The 17,362-nt window shown below is 68.9% G+C and carries 16 protein-coding genes and 2 pseudogenes; 9 read left to right on the top strand and 9 right to left on the bottom strand.

Translation table 11 applies throughout. The features are described 5' to 3' along the window. Positions 1 to 22 precede the first annotated feature (22 nt). Positions 23 to 1,237, top strand: a complete 1,215-nt coding sequence (locus AB0L71_RS12755; RefSeq protein WP_365241596.1) for an acetyl-CoA C-acetyltransferase — start codon at positions 23 to 25, stop codon at positions 1,235 to 1,237. A gap of 37 nt (positions 1,238 to 1,274) precedes the next feature. Next, positions 1,275 to 3,482, top strand: a complete 2,208-nt coding sequence (locus AB0L71_RS12750) for a 3-hydroxyacyl-CoA dehydrogenase NAD-binding domain-containing protein (RefSeq protein ID WP_365241593.1) — start codon at positions 1,275 to 1,277, stop codon at positions 3,480 to 3,482. Between the two features lie 21 nt (positions 3,483 to 3,503). On the opposite strand, the gene AB0L71_RS12745 is transcribed toward AB0L71_RS12750, so the two are convergent. Together AB0L71_RS12745 and AB0L71_RS12740 are read right to left on the bottom strand one after the other, a co-directional pair. Next, positions 3,504 to 4,235, bottom strand: a complete 732-nt coding sequence (locus tag AB0L71_RS12745; protein WP_365241590.1) for a MerR family transcriptional regulator — start codon at positions 4,233 to 4,235, stop codon at positions 3,504 to 3,506. A 172-nt stretch (positions 4,236 to 4,407) separates the two neighbouring features. After that, positions 4,408 to 5,718 (bottom strand): MFS transporter, encoded by a 1,311-nt coding sequence (locus tag AB0L71_RS12740; protein ID WP_365241587.1) that lies wholly within the window; start codon positions 5,716 to 5,718, stop codon positions 4,408 to 4,410. Between the two features lie 45 nt (positions 5,719 to 5,763). Between AB0L71_RS12740 and AB0L71_RS12735 the strand changes: the two genes are divergently transcribed. Continuing rightward, complete coding sequence (locus AB0L71_RS12735) at positions 5,764 to 6,378, top strand: TetR/AcrR family transcriptional regulator (protein ID WP_365241584.1); 615 nt, start codon at positions 5,764 to 5,766, stop codon at positions 6,376 to 6,378. 599 nt (positions 6,379 to 6,977) lie between these two features. Here AB0L71_RS12735 and AB0L71_RS12730 read toward each other — a convergent pair. From AB0L71_RS12730 to AB0L71_RS12720, 3 genes and pseudogenes are all read right to left on the bottom strand, one after another. Next, positions 6,978 to 7,559: a dihydrofolate reductase family protein gene (locus AB0L71_RS12730; protein WP_365241581.1), complete on the bottom strand. Its 582-nt coding sequence runs from the start codon at positions 7,557 to 7,559 to the stop codon at positions 6,978 to 6,980. A 138-nt stretch (positions 7,560 to 7,697) separates the two neighbouring features. Then, a complete protein-coding gene (locus tag AB0L71_RS12725; RefSeq protein ID WP_365241578.1) occupies positions 7,698 to 8,006 on the bottom strand; it encodes a hypothetical protein in 309 nt (102 codons plus the stop codon). Beyond that, positions 8,003 to 8,188: pseudogene (locus tag AB0L71_RS12720) on the bottom strand (hypothetical protein); the annotation flags it as partial. The pseudogene AB0L71_RS12720 and the gene AB0L71_RS12725, both read right to left, overlap by 4 nt. A gap of 22 nt (positions 8,189 to 8,210) precedes the next feature. On the opposite strand from AB0L71_RS12720, the pseudogene AB0L71_RS12715 reads away from it, so the two are divergent. After that, positions 8,211 to 8,381: pseudogene (locus AB0L71_RS12715) on the top strand (IS5/IS1182 family transposase); the annotation flags it as partial. A gap of 14 nt (positions 8,382 to 8,395) precedes the next feature. Here the strand turns inward: AB0L71_RS12715 and AB0L71_RS12710 are convergent. Beyond that, positions 8,396 to 8,872 carry a hypothetical protein gene (locus tag AB0L71_RS12710; RefSeq protein WP_365241575.1) on the bottom strand — a complete coding sequence of 159 codons (477 nt, stop codon included), beginning with the start codon at positions 8,870 to 8,872 and terminating at the stop codon, positions 8,396 to 8,398. A gap of 124 nt (positions 8,873 to 8,996) precedes the next feature. Here AB0L71_RS12710 and AB0L71_RS12705 point away from each other — a divergent pair, with 124 nt between their 5' ends. Continuing rightward, entirely contained in the window at positions 8,997 to 9,644 is a 648-nt protein-coding gene (locus AB0L71_RS12705; protein ID WP_365241572.1) for a TetR/AcrR family transcriptional regulator, read from the top strand. Positions 9,645 to 9,650: 6 nt separating this feature from the next. Here AB0L71_RS12705 and AB0L71_RS12700 read toward each other — a convergent pair whose 3' ends face one another. After that, positions 9,651 to 10,547, bottom strand: a complete 897-nt coding sequence (locus tag AB0L71_RS12700; RefSeq protein ID WP_365241569.1) for an oxygenase MpaB family protein — start codon at positions 10,545 to 10,547, stop codon at positions 9,651 to 9,653. Positions 10,548 to 10,828: 281 nt separating this feature from the next. Here AB0L71_RS12700 and AB0L71_RS12695 point away from each other — a divergent pair, with 281 nt between their 5' ends. After that, the gene (locus AB0L71_RS12695) at positions 10,829 to 11,707 is read left to right on the top strand and encodes an oxygenase MpaB family protein (RefSeq protein WP_365241566.1); all 879 of its coding nucleotides are present in this window, start codon (positions 10,829 to 10,831) and stop codon (positions 11,705 to 11,707) included. Positions 11,708 to 11,816: 109 nt separating this feature from the next. On the opposite strand, the gene AB0L71_RS12690 is transcribed toward AB0L71_RS12695, so the two are convergent. Beyond that, complete coding sequence (locus AB0L71_RS12690) at positions 11,817 to 13,301, bottom strand: M1 family metallopeptidase (protein WP_365241563.1); 1,485 nt, start codon at positions 13,299 to 13,301, stop codon at positions 11,817 to 11,819. A gap of 235 nt (positions 13,302 to 13,536) precedes the next feature. On the opposite strand from AB0L71_RS12690, the gene AB0L71_RS12685 reads away from it, so the two are divergent. After that, complete coding sequence (locus tag AB0L71_RS12685; RefSeq protein ID WP_365241560.1) at positions 13,537 to 13,698, top strand: hypothetical protein; 162 nt, start codon at positions 13,537 to 13,539, stop codon at positions 13,696 to 13,698. 98 nt (positions 13,699 to 13,796) lie between these two features. Here AB0L71_RS12685 and AB0L71_RS12680 read toward each other — a convergent pair whose 3' ends face one another. Continuing rightward, the gene (locus AB0L71_RS12680; RefSeq protein WP_365241557.1) at positions 13,797 to 14,192 is read right to left on the bottom strand and encodes a MerR family transcriptional regulator; all 396 of its coding nucleotides are present in this window, start codon (positions 14,190 to 14,192) and stop codon (positions 13,797 to 13,799) included. A 133-nt stretch (positions 14,193 to 14,325) separates the two neighbouring features. Here AB0L71_RS12680 and AB0L71_RS12675 point away from each other — a divergent pair, with 133 nt between their 5' ends. Next, positions 14,326 to 15,498: an MFS transporter gene (locus AB0L71_RS12675; protein ID WP_365241554.1), complete on the top strand. Its 1,173-nt coding sequence runs from the start codon at positions 14,326 to 14,328 to the stop codon at positions 15,496 to 15,498. Between the two features lie 91 nt (positions 15,499 to 15,589). Then, the gene (locus AB0L71_RS12670) at positions 15,590 to 17,227 is read left to right on the top strand and encodes an ABC-F family ATP-binding cassette domain-containing protein (protein WP_365241552.1); all 1,638 of its coding nucleotides are present in this window, start codon (positions 15,590 to 15,592) and stop codon (positions 17,225 to 17,227) included. The last annotated feature ends 135 nt before the right edge of the window (positions 17,228 to 17,362 follow it).

The raw sequence follows: 17,362 nt of genomic DNA, 5'->3' as shown, positions 1-17,362 counted from the left end.
TCCTCCTCGAAAGGCTGCTGTCTTGAGTACCGAAGCGTTTGTCTACGACGCGATCCGCACCCCGCGAGGGCGCGGCAAGGCCAATGGCGCCCTGCACGGCACCAAGCCGATCGACCTGGTGGTCGGCCTCATCCACGAACTCCGCGACCGCTTCCCCGGCCTGGACCCGGCTGCCATCGACGACATCGTTCTCGGCGTGGTCAGCCCGCTCGGCGACCAGGGCTCCGACATCGCCCGGATCGCCGCCGTCGCGGCCGGCCTCCCGGACACCGTCGCGGGCGTCCAGGAGAACCGCTTCTGTGCCTCGGGCCTGGAGGCCGTCAACCTGGCCGCCGCCAAGGTCCGTTCGGGCTGGGAGGACCTCGTCCTCGCCGGCGGCGTCGAGTCGATGTCCCGGGTACCGATGGGCTCCGACGGCGGCGCCTGGGCGATGGACCCGATGACCAACTTCCAGACCGGCTTCGCCCCGCAGGGCGTCGGCGCCGACCTCATCGCCACCATCGAGGGCTTCTCCCGCCGCGACGTCGACGAGTACGCCGCACTCTCCCAGGAGCGCGCCGCCGAAGCGTGGAAGGACGGCCGCTTCGCCCGCTCCGTCGTCCCCGTCAAGGACCGCAACGGCCTTGTCGTCCTCGACCACGACGAGCACATGCGGCCGGGAACGACCGCCGACTCGCTCGCCTCACTGAAGCCGTCCTTCGCCACGATCGGCGAGATGGGCGGCTTCGACGCGGTGGCGCTGCAGAAGTACCACTGGATCGAGAAGATCGACCACGTCCACCACGCGGGCAACTCCTCCGGCATCGTCGACGGCGCCGCCCTCGTCGCGATCGGCAACCAGGAGACCGGTGAGCGGTACGGACTCACGCCGCGCGCCCGGATCGTCTCCGTCGCCGTCTCCGGCTCCGAACCCACCATCATGCTGACCGGCCCCGCGCCCGCCACCCGCAAGGCCCTCGCGAAGGCCGGACTCACCATCGACGACATCGACCTGGTCGAGATCAACGAGGCGTTCGCCGGCGTCGTCCTGCGCTTCGCCCGGGACATGGATCTCTCCCTCGACAAGGTCAACGTCAACGGCGGCGCGATCGCGCTCGGACACCCGCTCGGCGCCACCGGCGCGATGATCCTCGGCACCCTCATCGACGAGCTCGAACGCCGCGACCAGCGGTACGGCCTCGCCACCCTCTGCGTCGGCGGCGGCATGGGCATCGCCACCGTCATCGAGCGTCTCTGACGTCCCCGGCCACCCCTGCTTACGGAGAAGAAACACAATGACCGAGAGCACGACCATCCGCTGGGAACAGGACGAGACCGGCGTCGTCACCCTCGTACTCGACGACCCCGACCAGTCCGCCAACACGATGAACCAGGCCTTCAAGGACTCCATCGCGGCCATCGCCGACCGCGCCGAGGCCGAGAAGGACTCCATCCGCGGCATCATCTACACCTCCGCCAAGAAGACCTTCTTCGCGGGCGGCGACCTCAAGGACATGATCAAGTTCGGTCCCGAGGACGCCCAGCTGGCCTTCGACACCGGCAACGCCATCAAGCACTCGCTGCGCCGCATCGAGACCCTCGGCAAGCCCGTCGTCGCCGCCATCAACGGCGCGGCCCTCGGCGGTGGTTACGAGATCGCCCTCGCCGCGCACCACCGCATCGCCCTCGACGCGCCCGGCTCCCGGATCGGCCTTCCCGAGGTCACCCTCGGCCTGCTGCCCGCGGGCGGCGGCGTCACCCGCACCGTACGCCTGATGGGCCTTACCGACGCCCTGCTGAAGGTCCTGCTCCAGGGCACCCAGTACACCCCGCAACGCGCCCTGGAGAACGGCCTGGTCCACGAGGTCGCCGCCACCCGCGAGGAGATGCTCGACAAGGCCCGCGCCTTCATCGACGCCCACCCGGAGTCCCAGCAGCCCTGGGACGTCAAGGGATACAAGATCCCCGGCGGCACCCCGTCGCACCCGAAGTTCGCCGCGAACCTGCCCGCCTTCCCGGCCAATCTGAAGAAGCAGCTCGCGGGTGCGCCGATGCCCGCCCCCCGCAACATCCTGGCCGCCGCCGTGGAGGGCTCGCAGGTCGACTTCGACACCGCGCTGACCATCGAGGCCCGCTACTTCACCGAGCTGGTCACCGGCCAGGTCGCGAAGAACATGATCCAGGCCTTCTTCTTCGACCTCCAGGCCGTCAACTCCGGAGCCGGCCGCCCCAAGGGCATCGAGGAACGCCAGGTCCGCAAGGTCGCCGTCCTCGGCGCCGGGATGATGGGCGCGGGCATCGCGTACTCCTGCGCCCGCGCGGGCATCGACGTCGTCCTCAAGGACATCTCCCTGGAGGCCGCCGCCAAGGGCAAGGCGTACAGCGAGAAGCTCCTCGACAAGGCGCTCGCCCGGGGCCGTACCACCGAGGCCAAGCGCGACGAGCTGCTGGCCCGCATCACCCCGACCGGCGACCCGGCCGATCTGGCGGGCTGCGACGCCGTCATCGAGGCCGTCTTCGAGGACACCGCGCTCAAGCACAAGGTGTTCCAGGAGATCCAGGACATCGTCGAGCCGGACGCCCTGCTCTGCTCCAACACCTCGACCCTGCCCATCACCGTCCTCGCCGAAGGGGTCACGCGCCCCGCCGACTTCATCGGGCTGCACTTCTTCTCGCCCGTGGACAAGATGCCGCTGGTCGAGATCATCAAGGGCGAACAGACCGGCGACGAGGCACTGGCCCGCGCGTTCGACCTGGTCCGCCGGATCAAGAAGACGCCGATCGTCGTCAACGACTCACGCGGCTTCTTCACCTCGCGTGTCATCGGCCAGTTCATCAACGAGGGCGTCGCCATGGTCGGCGAGGGCGTCGAACCCGCATCGGTCGAACAGGCCGCGGCCCAGGCCGGCTACCCGGCCAAGGTCCTCTCCCTGATGGACGAGCTCACCCTCACCCTGCCCCGCAAGATCCGCAACGAGACCAGGCGGGCCGTCGAGGAAGCCGGCGGCACCTGGACCGCCCACCCGGCGGACGCGGTCATCGACCGGATGATCGACGAGTTCGACCGCCCGGGACGCAGCGGCGGCGCGGGCTTCTACGAGTACGACGAGAACGGCGCACGCACCCGCCTGTGGCCCGGACTGCGCGAGCACTTCAAGAACTCCGGGGACCGCTCCCCGGACGGGCGCAGCACCGGGCCCGGCACGGAGATCCCGTTCATCGACATGCAGGAGCGGATGCTGTTCTCCGAGGCGCTGGACAGCGTCCGCTGCCTGGAGGAGAACGTCCTGGTCTCCGTCGCCGATGCCAACATCGGCTCCATCATGGGCATCGGCTTCCCGCCGTGGACCGGCGGCGTGCTCCAGTACATCAACGGGTACGAGGGCGGCCTGCCCGGCTTCGTGACACGCGCCCGGGAACTCGCCGCCACGTACGGCGACCGCTTCCTGCCGCCCGCCCTCCTCGTGCAGAAGGCCGAGAAGGGCGAGACCTTCCACGACTGACGGCGACCCCGCGGGCCGTGTTCACTCCTCGGTGAACGCGGCCCGCAGCTCCTCCTTCAACGACCGCTGGAACGCGGTCACCAGCGCCTGGAGCACCATCGGCTGCATATGGGCCGACAAGGACTTCATCGCCGCCAGGTGTTCCGGGTCCGACTCCCGCTCCCGGTACGGACCCCAGACCTCGTCCCGGAACAACCGGGTCAGCTCCTGCGCGGCGGACCGGGAGTGCTCCAGCAGCACCGTCCGCGCGGCCAGGATCGTCTCGTGCGCGATCGGAACACCGAGCAGCTCCACCCCGAGCCGCAGCAGCCCCGGGTCCACCCGGTACCTGCCGTCGGTCGGCTCGGCCCGCTCCAGCACCCCCATCGCGGCCAGCCGCGCCAGGTCCTGCCCGCTCAGTGTCCGGCCCGCACGCCGCTCCAGCTCCGCCCGGGTCGCGTCCTCCGCCGCGTCCGGGACCCAGGACGCCACCAGCGCCCGGTGGATCGCCAGATCGTGCGCGCTCAGATCCGGCGGCAACTGCTGCAGGTAGCGTTCGATCGCAGCCAGCGTCATGCCCTGATGCTGAAGCTCCTCGATGAGCGCGAGCCGGGAGAGATGCTCGGGACCGTAGTGCCCGACGCGACGCGGACCGATCACCGGCGGCGGCAGCAGACCCCGGGTGCTGTAGAAACGCACGGTGCGTACGGTGACACCGGCCCGTGCCGCCAGCTCGTCGACGGTGAGCGTCGGGTCCTCGGTCCCGGTCGCCATGTCTGCTCCTTGCGTCCTGACCCAGCGGCGAACTGCTGCGTCTTGTGCATCCATCAGGTTCAACAGTATTGCTGTCTCAGCACTGTTGTTGAAGTGCACTGCGGCATCCGTGCGTCGTCCCACAGCGCTGAAGACCCGGCCGGAGTTGGTTCAAGGCCCTCGCCGGGCGGAGTCAGTGGTCCTCCGCTTCGGATGCGGGTCCGTCGCTGCGCTGCCGCTGCTCCGGGACATGGCCATCGAACGCCGCTGCTCTCTGGGTGGGCAGCGTGCCCGCCCCGGTGATGCGCGTACTGATCAGGCCGGCTGCGAGCAGAAGGACAGCTCCGGCGAAGAAGGGAGCTCGAAGCCCGAAGAAGTCAGCGACGAAGCCCGCGGCGGCAGCGCCGAGTGCGGTGCCACCCCCGATGACCATCTGGTAGGCCATGGCGACACGTCCCAGTAACTCGGAGGGCACGAGGGCTTGGCGCAGCGACACGGCTGTGACGTTCCAGGCCAGGGTCGCCGCTCCGTACATGGCGATGCACGCGGCAGCCATGGGGCCTGACTGTGCGAGGCCAGCAGCTGCGGCGGCGATCGCAGTCCCTGCGGCAGTCAGTTTCAGCACGCGCTGATTGCCGAAACGTGCGGTCAGGCGAGGGGTTCCGGCTGCCCCCGCCACTCCGCCGAGCGCGAAGGAGGCGACCAGGAGGGCGAAGCCGAGGCTGCCCAGCCCCAGGACCTGCCGGGCGTAGAGCACCAGAATCGCGATCAGGCCGGCACCGACAAGATTCGTGATCCCGGACGCCAGGCAGAGTCGGCGCAGCAGGCGATGCTGCCAGAGCCAGCGCACCCCGTGAACCATGTCACGGCACAGTGTTCCCCCTGTGCTCGGGCCCGCAGGCGGCGGTGGCTGGAAGTTGCCGCGGAGCATGAGGGCCAGCGCGGCAGCCCCGGCGAAAGAGACCGCATCGACAGCGAAGGGGAGTGCAGCAGCGACGCCGAAGAGCAGCGCACCCAGCGGAGTTCCCAGGAGAGTGTCGGCTACGAGAGAGCTCGCCTGCAGGCGGGCGTTGGCCCGCGTGAGATCGGTGGGTGCAACCAGCGTCGGGACCATTCCCGACCAGGCCCCGTTGTAAAGGGTCTGCCCGAGACCGAGCAGGAAACCGACGCCCACCAGCAGGTGGATCGTCACCGAGTGATCTGCTACTGCGACGGCAAGGGCCCCGATGGTCAGGGCTCGGACCGCGTCGACGAGCCACAGGATGCGGCGGCGGTCGACCCGGTCCGCCAAGGCGCCCGAGAAGAGACCGAACAGCAGCAACGGCAGTTGCTCCGCCAGGTATACGGCCGCGATCTGCCGTGGGTCGGAGGTGAGCTGAGCGGCGAGGAGCGGTAGGGCGACGAAGCGCATTCCGTCGCCGAGGCTGGACACGGTGACCGAGGCCCAGAGCCGCTGGAAGTCAGGGTCTGGTTTCGTGTGTGAGGTCCCCCTGGAGAAAAACATGAACTAGACTCTGGTTCGCGTTTTGGTGATGTGTCAAGGAGTCAGATGGCTGAGCAGATGTATGAACCGCAGCAGCAGCGCAGCCGAGAGAAGGTCGCCCGGATCCTCGAGGCAGCCGCCATGCTGCTGGAGACGACTCCCTACGAGGACCTGGGCACCAAACTGATCGCCGCCGAAGCCGGCGTCTCCATCGGTGTGCTGTATCGGTACTTCGGCGACAAGGAAGCGATCGTCGCCTCCTTGGTACGCCGCTGGCTGCAACTCGACGTCCAGATGGTCGAGCGGATCACCGCGGACCGTCTGCCCGAGAGCTCGCAGGAACTGCTGGAGAGGCTGCTCACCGCCTACGCCGACCGCTTCCGAAAGCAGCCCGGCTACCGCCGCGTCTGGTACCACGGACCGCGCATCGCATCACTGAAAGCAGATACCCGGCAGACGGACCTCGCGATCGCCGAGCGGCTCCACAGCACGCTCGTGCGCGGGTATGCGATGCCGGACACCACGGAGTCACGCCGACGGGCTCGGCTCGCCGTGGAGGTCGGCAGCAACCTTCTCGACCTGGCCTTCCGGGAGGACCCGGTCGGCGACCCCCAGATCCTCGCCGACGCGGCACTCATGATGGACCGGTACCTCTTCGCTCCGTCCAGCCGTTCAACCTGAGGTTTTGTGGGGTCCATCGGTGCGGTGGGCTGTCGCACGGGCGCGGTCCGAGGCCCGCGCCGCCCTCGCCCTCAACGACCTGTGGAAGATCGGTCCTCGGCCGCCCCGGTCCTCGGCCGCCACAGCACACGGTTGACCACCTGGCGATGGTCACTCTACGGACGACCGCGCCCATCCATTCGCGGCAACAAGGGCGTCACCCGCTCCCACGCCACGTCCGCCAACGCGCAGCGACACTTCCAAGGATCAGTGATCAGAAGGCTCGCGGTCCGACTCGGGCACGGTGTCTGCCACGAACCGGCTCAGCCGAAAGGTGCTCTCCTCCACTGGGCGCCGACACAGCGTGTCGATCCGGATCAGCGATTCGTCGAGCCGCGCCTCCTGAAGACGGCGCACGTGCGCGCGCAGCTCTACGTGGTCCCTTGTCTCAAGGATCACTTCCCACTGTCCGACGTCCGGCGCAGTGCGAGCAGCCAGTCGCTGCCTCCCGGCCTCTTGCCGCTGTTTCCTCTTCCGCTGTCCTGGCACCGACTAAGAATCGCTGACTGATGTCAGCACGGCAAGAACATTGCGCCGAGCACCACGCCCGAGATCGGTGATCACTCGTCAGACACGGTCGAGCGTGCCACGCGGTAGCCGAGGTAGACGACTCCCGAGCCGAAGGTGCGGGTCTCGATGAGTTCAAGATCCGCCCGGCGCTCGTGCTGGGGAAAGTACGGAATGCCACCGCCAACCAGCACCGGATAGACCCTGGCCCGGTACTCGTCGATCAGACCCAACGCGGCCGCCTCCGCCGCGAGAGTCGCGCCGCCGATCGCGATGTTGCCTTCCCCTGTCTCGGCCCGCAGCCGCTCGATCTCCTCCGCCAAGCCGCCAGAGGCAAGGCGGGCATTGCCTTGCACCTGCGACAGCGTGGTGGAGAACACCACCTTGGGGAGCCGCTTCCAGATCGCGGCGAACTCGAGCCTCAAGTCGTCGAGTGACGGATCCTGGTCGGCGGTCTCCCAGTACAGCATCGCCTCGTACAGCCGTCGTCCCAACAGGTGGACGCCGAGCGCTCGCACCTCGTCGGTGGCGAAGCGAAAAACCTCGTCGTCGGGCGCCGTCCAGTTGAAGCCACCGTCCGGCCCGACGATGTAGCCGTCCAGTGAAGGGCTCATCGAATAGGTCACGCTGCGCATCAGAAGACCTCCTCGGTAACGGGTTCGGCCGTACGACTGCCGGACGCGGCAGGACTCATCGCGGCGCGCGGGATTTCCCGGGGCCGGGTCACCTCACTGGATTATTTCGTTATGACAGACCCTCATGTTGCTATGCCGTCACGTTCGGGGGATGAATTCTCCGAACCCGGCGCGGTCGTAGCGCCGCTGGTGCCACTCGTTGGCGCCTGGCCCGGGAGCGGCGGTCAGGACGGGGTTCGGTCCGGTCTCGATGAGGTGCAAGAGCGTCCAGGCGACGCCATAGCAGCTGTCCGGGCCGAAGCAGGAGACGAGCGCATTGGCTTCCTCCTCCGTGACCGGCTTGGGGATAGCACGGAGCTGCTGGTCACGCCTGTCGATCTCTTCTTCCGTGGAGTCCTCGTCGGGGAGCGGGCCGCCGGCTACGAAGGTCTGGACTTCGGGTCTCATGGACGAATGATCGGCTGCTGCCACCACCGTGGGCAAGAATTCTTTGCTGGTAACACGGTCACTTCTACCAACAGCGGCGCCCTGAAGGCGGATTGTTCATCGAGGAGACCGCGCTTCTGAACGCAGTGATAGAGCTGGCCGATCACGCGGCTGAAGAGATGGTGCTGGGCAGCGGCGTGCCAGGCCCGGGAGACCGAAGACCCGGCCGGAGGTTGCCCACCGGCCTTCGATGCCGAGGCATACAAGCAGCGGAACACAGCCGAGTGATGCATCAACTGGCTCAAACGGTGGCGCGGCCCGGTCATGTGAACGGACAAGCTCGCCGTCGCCTACCAGGCCACACTCCACCCCGCCGCCATCCTCATCTGGTCCCGGCGGCAGCCGCTGTCTCAGCGATCGACAACCCAGCGAGCGTCCGCGGGCCAGGATCCCGTTCCGACCATGTGTTCCACGAGCCTGAACGCCTCATCGATGGGCACGGTGTCGTGGTCCGGGTACTCGTCGTGCTGCCCGTTGGAGAGGACGAACCCCACGCTCGATCCCTCGGCTCCCGGGTCCACGGCATGCTCGCCGGGATCGCCCTCCCCGTCGAGCAGCATCACCATCGCCCGCTCGGTGTTTGTCACGAAGGACAGCGATCGACCGGACGAACTGGTCAGCCAGGTCTCGAGCAGATCTCTGTCCACCCTGGCCCGAAGCGTCTCCCACACCACCTCTGACGGCACAGGGACGGCGCTGCCGTCATCGATCACCCAGGACTCCACCATGAGCACGACGATCTCACGGACGGTCCAAGAGACAGTCCAGGGAACAGCTTCCTCGGCAAGCCGGATGTCCGGCGCTGCCGAACGAGGCAGCGTGAGCACATGCCCAGTTTCGGGAAGGGATCGTCCGCGAGTACGCGGAGCAGGGAAGCGTCACAGGGACACGGTTCACGTCACTCTGTGTCTGCTTCTAAGGTGGGGCGGAAACGGTGGACGGGGAGGGCCTGTGGAGGCACGGACAACGAACGAGACCTTGCTGGCCCATGTCCTCGGCGAGACACCGCCGTCGGACGCGCTGAGCGAGCAGATCCTCGACGCCGCGCGCGAGCAGTTCGTGACCTTCGGGCTGCGCCGCTCGACCGTCGACGACGTCGCCAAACGCGCCAGGGTCTCGCGGGTCACGGTCTACCGGCGGATCGGCAACAAGGACAGCCTGGTCTCGGCCTGTCTGCTGCGCGAGTACCGGCGGTTCGTCATGGAAGTGGACGACGCGGTGGCCGCTCTGCCCACGACGGAGGACCGGCTTGTCGAGGGATTCGTCGCCGTCCTCGGTCACCTGCGTGAACACCCTCTCATCGGAGGGCTGTTGAGGCTGGAGCCCGAGATCATGCTCCCGTTCCTGACCTTGGAGAGCGGGCCGGCCTTCCTCGCCATTCGCGATTACCTGGCCGACCGGCTGCTCCATGCCTCGCGCGCCGAGGGCCGGCCGGTGAGCGATCCGACCCCGGTGGCCGAGCTGATGGTGCGGATCACGGTCTCCTTCCTCCTCAACCCCGTCAGCTCCTTCGAGCTCGACGACGACACGCAGGTACGGGCATTCGCCCGCTGCTACCTGGTGCCGCTGCTCACCGCCGCGCAACAGACTGCTGGGTGAGGCGGGTCAACGCGTACGGGGTAACGCCTCCTTCTCGTCGGGCAGCGGCTCCAGGGGGCGGTTGCGCGCCCAGTGCGGGCCGAGGTCGTCGAGGCGCCAGCCGAAGGGGTACGAACGCGGCTGCGGGCGCGAAGGCAGCCAGTTCGGCCGGGCGGGCAGCCGCCGTACGCACCGTGCGCGCAGCCGCAGAGCGCGCGCGGCCGACGACCGCGCCCAGCGCGGCTGCGGGCGGAACCCCAGCGCCAGGAGCAGCGGATCGTCCAGTACGGCCAGCGAGAACCGCGCCACCAGGGGGCGCAGCGGTCTCGGGTACCAGCTCGCCATGATCCTGAACGTGGCGTTCGCGACCCTTCGGTTGGCCGGGTCGTAGGCGAACATCTGCCTCTCGTACGCGTCGAGGAGCTGCTCGAACTCCTCGTACGTGTCAGGAGCCCCCTCGATGCCCATCATCGCCGCCATCTTCCGGCCGACCTCCGCCAGCGCCTGGACCTCCTGCGTGCACAGAGGGCGCCATCCGTACTGGTCGATCCAGCGTTTGGGGCCGACGACCGTGGTCGCGAGGACATAGAGGAAGTCCTCGTTCGGGATGCGGTACTTGCCGTGGATCCGATTGAGATGCCGCGCCGCGGCGCGCCCCCGGGCCGAGTCGAATCCGTCCGCGGCCATCTCGTAACCGATGAGCACCGTGTCGTCGTACCGTTTCTGCCCGGACCGCTCGAACTCCTGGGTGCGGTCGAGGAGCAGGGATATCCGGGGAACGCCGTAGTCGCGGAGGAACGCGACACTCACGCCCTGTCGGTAGTCCCAGGGGAACTCGTACTGCGAGATCAACCGGAGGATCTCGGCGTAATCGCGGGTGGGATCCATCCGGCGGATCCTGTGCAGGCGGCTGTATCGGCCCATGGTGCGCCCTCCTGTCCGAGTACCGGTTCCGTACGGGCCTTGCATCTGCTCGGACACCCAACATCCATGATCTACAAGTGAATTGACGAGTCATCGTATGCAGGGAGTCAAAGATACAAATACTATCGACTTGTTTCATGGCTCACGTCAACCAGGTCGAAGGATGTCGACAGAGGGCGGAACCCGAGACGCTCTGCGCACCGGCCCGGGAGCGGTCGCATACTGGATCGCAGCAGGGCCGGGCACCGAGCCGGACGCCCCGCCGACCGTCGGGAGCCCCCATGAACACCGAAGCAGCCGGAAGCGACACCCCCGCCCCGCCGCCGCCCGGCGGCGTGCTCTGGAGCATTTCCGGCGACATCCGCGCGCTCCTGATGCTGCCCGCGGCCCTCACCCTCCAGGTCGCCCACCCCGCGGTCGGCGCGGGCGTCGACGAACACTCCGTCTTCCGCACGGACCCGTGGGGGCGTGGCGAGCGGTCGCTGCGCTCGCTCCAGCTGTGGGTGTACGGGGGAGAGGAAGCCGCCGAGGAGGGGCGCAGGCTCCGCAGGCTGCACCGCACCATCCAGGGCACCGACACCCGTGGGCGCCGTTACCACGCGTTGTCGCCCGAGAACTACGCGTGGGTGCACGCCACCGGCTTCCCCGTGTACCAGCACGCCGCCCGTTATCTCCTCCGACCGCTGACCGACGCGCAGGAACAGGCCCTGTACCGGGAGTGGCTCCAGGTGGGCAGGGTTCTCGGCATCCGCGACCGGGACATGCCCCCGACGATCGAGGAGTTCTGGCCGTACTTCCACAAGGTGCTGGCCGACGAGATCGAGCGGACCGTCGTCGTCGAGGACCTGATCGCCACCGACCGCCCCGTGCCGCCGCCCGACCGCGGGCCGCTGCCGGTCCGGCTGCTGCTGAGGGTGCTGTGGCCGGTGCTGTTCCCGCCGCTGGCCCGGTTCCGCCGCTTCGTCACGATCGGGCTGATGCCCCCGGACGCACGGGAGGCGATCGGGCTGGAGTGGACGGATGCGCAGGAACGCCGACTGCGCCGGTTCTGCGGGGTGGTGCGCCGTGTCGTTCCCGTACTGCCCGAGCGGCTGCGCTATCTGCCGTACGCGCGCAGGGCGCGGGCGGCGCACCGCGCGGCCACCCGGGGCGGCCGGTAGCTCGGACGGGGGCCCGGGACGCCGGCCTGATCACCGATCGGGCCCGGGCGAGGACGCCCGGACCCGAACCGGACCCGTTCCTTCGGCCGTCAGTGGTCGCCGGGGACCGTCAGCGGTGGTCGTGCATGGTGTTCGTGGCCGCGATCTGCTTCCACGACACCGGCTGCGCGGGCGCGACCGCGGCGCGCGCTCCGGCCACCGCAGGGGCCTCGGGCCGCGTCGGCTGGAACAGCCAGGTGTCGAAGAGGTCGGCCAGCGGCTGGTGCGAGACGCGTTCCGCGTACGCCACGAAGTCCGCCACGCTCGCGTTCCCGTAGGCGTGCTCGGCCGGCCAGCCCTTCAGCAGCTCGAAGAACGTCTCGTCGCCCACCTCGTTGCGCAGCGCCTGGATCGCCAGCGCACCCCGGTCGTAGACGGCCGTGTCGAACTGGTTGTCAGGGCCCGGGTCGCCCGGCTTCACCGTCCAGAAGGCGTCGTCCGCCGGGTGCTGGACGTAGGTGTAGTCCGCCAGTTCCTGAGCGCTGCCCTCGCCCTCCTTCTCCGACCACAGCCACTGGCTGTAGCGGGCGAAGCCCTCGTTGATCCAGATGTCCTTCCAGCCCTTGACGGACACACTGTCGCCGTACCACTGGTGCGCCAGCTCGTGCACCACGACCGAGACGTTCGCACCGTTCGCGAACTGCCGCGGGCTGTAGAAGGGGCGGGTCTGGGTCTCCAGAGCGAACCCACTGGTCACGTTGGGGGAGTACCCGCCGAGCGCGTCGAAGGGATACGGCCCGAAGAGCTCCGTCAGCCACTCGGCGACCTCGGTGCTCCGCTCGATGCTGGCGCGCGCCGCACCACCGTTCGCGCCGAGATCCTCGCTGTACGCGTTGATGACCGGCAGCCCGTCGGACGTGGTGTCCGTGGTGATGTCGAACCTGCCAATGGCGAGCGTCGTCAGATACGTCGCCTGTGGTTTGGCGGAGCGCCAGTTGAAGCGGGTCCAGCCGAGTTTCGAACTCTGCGACTGGAGAACGCCGTTGCTGATCACCTGGAGGCCGTCCGGCACGGCCACCGAGATGTCGTACGTTGCCTTGTCCAGCGGGTGGTCGTTGCTGGGGAACCACCACACGGCGGACTCCGGCTCCTGCGCGGCCACCGCGCCGTCCGGGGTGTGGACCCAGGAGGTCCAGCCGTTGATCTTCAGCTCGGACGGCTTCCCCGCGTACCGCACGACCACCGACAGGGCCTTGCCCCTGGGCAGCGTCGCCGCCGGGGTGATCTCGAGTTCCTGGTCGCCGCTCCTCGCGTAACCGGCCTTCTTGCCGTTCACCCGTACCTCGGAGACGTCCAGCCCGAAGTCGAGGTCGAACCGGGAGAGTTCCTGGGTGGTCGTGGCGAGGATCGTCGCCGTTCCCTCCAGTAGGTCGGTCGCCGGCTGGTACTTCAGGCGCAGGTCGTAGTGGGAGACGTCGTAGCCGCCGTTGCCACTGACCGGATAGTAGGGATCGCCGATGCCCGGGGCGCCCACGGTGCCTTCGGCGGCGGAGGCGGGGACCGCCAGCAGGAGGAAGGCCGCGAGTGCGCTCGGGACGATGAGTCTGCGGTGCACGAATGCTCCAAGTCGTCGGGGCGGAAGGTCTTTTGGACCGTCGTACAGACCCTATGGAGCGACCGGTCCATGGGTCGTGTCCATGGCCCCAGCTGTCACACGATCGCCATCCGGCCATCATGAACCACGGCGTCTGTTGAGCCACGGGCATGCCATTTCTGTCGGCAATTCCTATCTGTTGCAGGTGAGTTGATCGACGGTTGTCCTGTGGTTCGCCTCGGCGGGTCCTGCTGCCGTGTCTGCCGGGCTTGCCGGGGCAGCCCAGGAGTACGCCTTCGCCCTGCGCAGCGTTCTGAACCGGTACGACGAGATCTGCGCACTGGTGCGCAGCAAGCGGTTGACCGACACGCTCACCGAGAACGACCGGGACGCCATAGGTGCCCGCCGGCTCCCGTAGCCGCCTATGACCTCAGGCTGCGGCGGCCCGGCCGTCGACGCTCGCGATGTGGTGTGCGCTGCCGACGGCGTGCAGGCCGTCCGGAGGCGGAGGCGATATCAGGTCCGTTCGCTGTCGTCGTGGGTGAGCAGCTGACAGCTGTCGAAGTTCATGCAGGCACAGGCGAGGCAGTCGGCGACGGCGTTCCGAAGGGCTTGCGTCTCCTGGATGAACCGGTCCAGCTCCGGAAGCTTGAGTTCGGCGAGAGTGCGCCAGTGCCGGGTGATGCCCCGGTCCGCCTCGGCGTCCAGTAGTTGGCGGATCTCGGCCAGCGTGAAACCCGCCCGCTGCGCCATCCGGATCAGTGCGATGCGGCGCGCGGTGCGGACCGGATAGACGCGCCGGCCAGCAACTCGCCGGGCCGGTGGCAGCAAGCCGATACTCTCGTAGTACCGCAGGGCAGACGGCCTCATGCCGACCTGCCGTGCGAGGTCGCCGATGCCCACCTCTCGCACCGATCCCCCTTGACTTCAAGCGCGCTTGAACCACAAGTCTGACCGGGTGACTCTCCCACCGGCAACTCGCTTGCTGCCCCGCACGTATCAGCCGCTCTTCGCTCACGCCGGGTTCCGGCGGCTTCTGCCCGTCATGGCAGCCTCCGACGTCGGTGACGGGATGAGTGTGGTCACCGTGGCGTGGCTGGCTGTCCTGATCGCGCCACCCGGTCAGTCCGGACCCATGGTCGGCGCCGCGGTCGCCGCCTATGCCCTTCCCGGGGTCGTCGGCGCGCTGTTCCTCGGCCGGTGGCTGCGCCGTCTGCCACCGCGGCGGCTGTTGGCCGTGGACAGCTGGCTCCGTGCTCTACTGCTCGGTTGTGTGCCCCTGGCCTGGGTGTCGGGAGTGCTGCACCCGGTTATCTATGTCGTCCTGCTCGCCGGATCGTCGGTGCTGCACGCCTGGGGCAGTGCGGGAAAGTACTCCCTGATCGCCCAGATGCTTCCTCCGGAGCAGCGTCTGGCCGCCAACGCACTGGTCAGTTCGAGCACTTCGGCGTCCGTCATCGTCGGCCCAGCCCTCGCCGGATTCCTGGCGACCGTGGTCAGTCCCGCCTGGATCATCGGCCTCGATGCCCTGTCCTTCGCCGTCCTGGCCATCGGGGTCGGACGACTGGGCGACCGGGACGAGGTGGCAGCGACAGCGGCGCCGATCGACACGGGCCGATCGGCGGCCGGCCTGCACGTGCTGCGTCGGCAGCCCGAACTGCTCGGGATTCTCGCCGTGACGTGGTTCTTCAACTTCCTCTACGGACCGGTGGAGGTCGCGCTCCCCCTGCATGTCACCGCTGATCTCCACGCAGGCGCAAGCCTTCTCGGGCTGTACTGGACGTTCTTCGGGGTGGGGGCCGTGCTGGGCGCCCTGGCAGTCGGCGCCCTGCGCAGGCTCCCGCTCTGGCCGGTCACCCTGGGCATCGTCGTCGGCTGGGGCCTGACCCTCGTGCCGTTCGGTCTGGGGGTGTCGGCCTCCGTCTCCCTCGTGTGCTTCGCCCTGGGCGGTGTGATCTACGGACCCTTCACCGCCCTGTCCTTCACCCTGTTCCAGGACCGCACCCCGGCAACCTGGCTGACCACCGTCCTGGCCGCCCGAGGCGCCACCCTTCTCACCGCAGCGCCCGTGGGTACCGCACTCGGCGGCCCCCTCACCGCCGCGTTGGGACCCCGGCAGGTGCTGGCCGCCTCGGGAATCGCGACCGTCGTCCTGGCCCTCGTCGCCGCCGCGGTGCGGACCTGGACGAAGCATCGAGCAGACGCGAGACCGGTGTGAGGACCCGACCGGCGCGGGCGGCAGCCGGACGGTACGAGGCGCTGAAGGAGTCACGCGAGGCCGCCCAGGAGGCCGACTAGGATCGACCCCGATGACTGCCACTCTTGTCGCCAAGGACCTCGCCGCCGGACACGGCGACCGCACGCTCTTCGCCGGGCTCGACCTCGTCGTCGCCCCCGGTGACGTGATCGGTCTCGTCGGAGTCAACGGCGCCGGTAAATCGTCCCTGCTCAGACTGCTCGCCGGACTCGACCGGCCGGCCGAGGGCGAGCTGCGGCTCTCCCCGCCCACCGCCACCGTCGGTCACCTCCCGCAGGAGCCGGAGCGGCGTCCGCAGGAGACGGTGCGGGAGTTCCTGGCGCGCCGGACCGGGGTCGCCGACGCCCAGGCCGCGATGGACGCCGCCACGCAGGCGCTGGTCGACGGGGCGCCGGGGGCGGACGACGCCTACTCCGAGACGCTGGAACGCTGGCTGGCCCTCGGCGGCGCGGACCTGGACGAGCGCGCCGAGGAGGTCGCCGCCGACCTCGGGCTGACCGTCGGGCTCGACCTGCCGATGACCGCGCTCTCCGGAGGCCAGGCAGCCCGAGCCGGACTGGCGTCCCTACTGCTCTCCCGTTACGACGTCTTCCTGCTCGACGAGCCCACCAACGACCTCGACCTCGATGGTCTGGAGCGGCTGGAACGCTACGTCTCCGGACTGCGCGCGGGCACGGTCGTGATCAGCCACGACCGCGAGTTCCTGATGCGCACCGTCACCAAGGTCCTCGAACTCGACCTGGCCCAACAGCAGATCAACCTGTACGGCGGTGGGTACGCGGCCTACCTGGAGGAACGCGAAAGGGCGCGCAGGCATGCCCGGGAGGAGTTCGAGGAGTACGCCGACAAGCGCGCGGCCCTCGAAGGACGCGCCCAGATGCAGCGCTCCTGGATGGACAAGGGCGTCAAGAACGCCCGCCGCAAGGCCACCGACAACGACAAGATCGGCCGCAAGTTCCGCAGCGAGTCGAGCGAGAAGCAGGCCGCGAAGGCCCGGCAGACCCAGCGCCTGATCGAACGCCTCGATGTCGTCGACGAGCCCCGCAAGGAGTGGGAGCTGCGGATGGAGATCGCCTCCGCGCCCCGTTCCGGCTCGGTCGTGGCAACGCTGCGCGAGGCGCAGGTCGTACGCGGCGACTTCGTCTTCGGCCCGGCGTCCCTGCAGATCGACTGGGCGGACCGGGTCGCGATCACCGGTGCCAACGGGGCGGGCAAGTCGACCCTGCTCGCCGCGCTCCTGGGCCGCCTCCCGCTGGATTCCGGGAACGCGACTCTCGGCTCGGGCGTGGTGGTCGGGGAAGTCGACCAGGCACGCAAGCTGTTCCACGGCTCGGAGTCGCTGTTGGAGGCGTTCTGCGCGGCCGTCCCGGACACCGAACCGGCCGAGGTCCGCACCCTGCTCGCCAAGTTCGGCCTGCGCGCGGACCATGTGCTGCGCCCTGCGACGACCCTCTCACCCGGTGAGCGGACCAGGGCGGCGCTCGCGCTGCTCCAGGGCAGGGGAGTCAACCTCCTCGTCCTGGACGAGCCGACGAACCACCTCGACCTGCCCGCGATCGAGCAGCTGGAGTCGGCCCTGGAGTCGTACACCGGGACGCTGCTGCTCGTCACGCACGACCGCCGCATGCTGGAAGCGGTGCGGACGACGCGGCGCGTCGAGGTCGTGGACGGCAAGGTGAAGGAGAGCTGAGGGCTCCTCGGCCGTATCAGGTGCGGGCCGGTCCGGGCGGCCCGTGCAGGCCGACGGCACCCTCACCGACGCGGCCACCGAGAGCGTCGTCAAGGACATCCTGGGCGGCACGGTGAAGGCCCCGGACGCCGACGC

It is taken from the genome of Streptomyces sp. NPDC052052, from assembly GCF_040680455.1.
In the GTDB taxonomy this organism is placed as follows: Bacteria; Actinomycetota; Actinomycetes; order Streptomycetales; family Streptomycetaceae; genus Streptomyces.
This window is presented reverse-complemented; position numbering and strand designations above follow the sequence as displayed.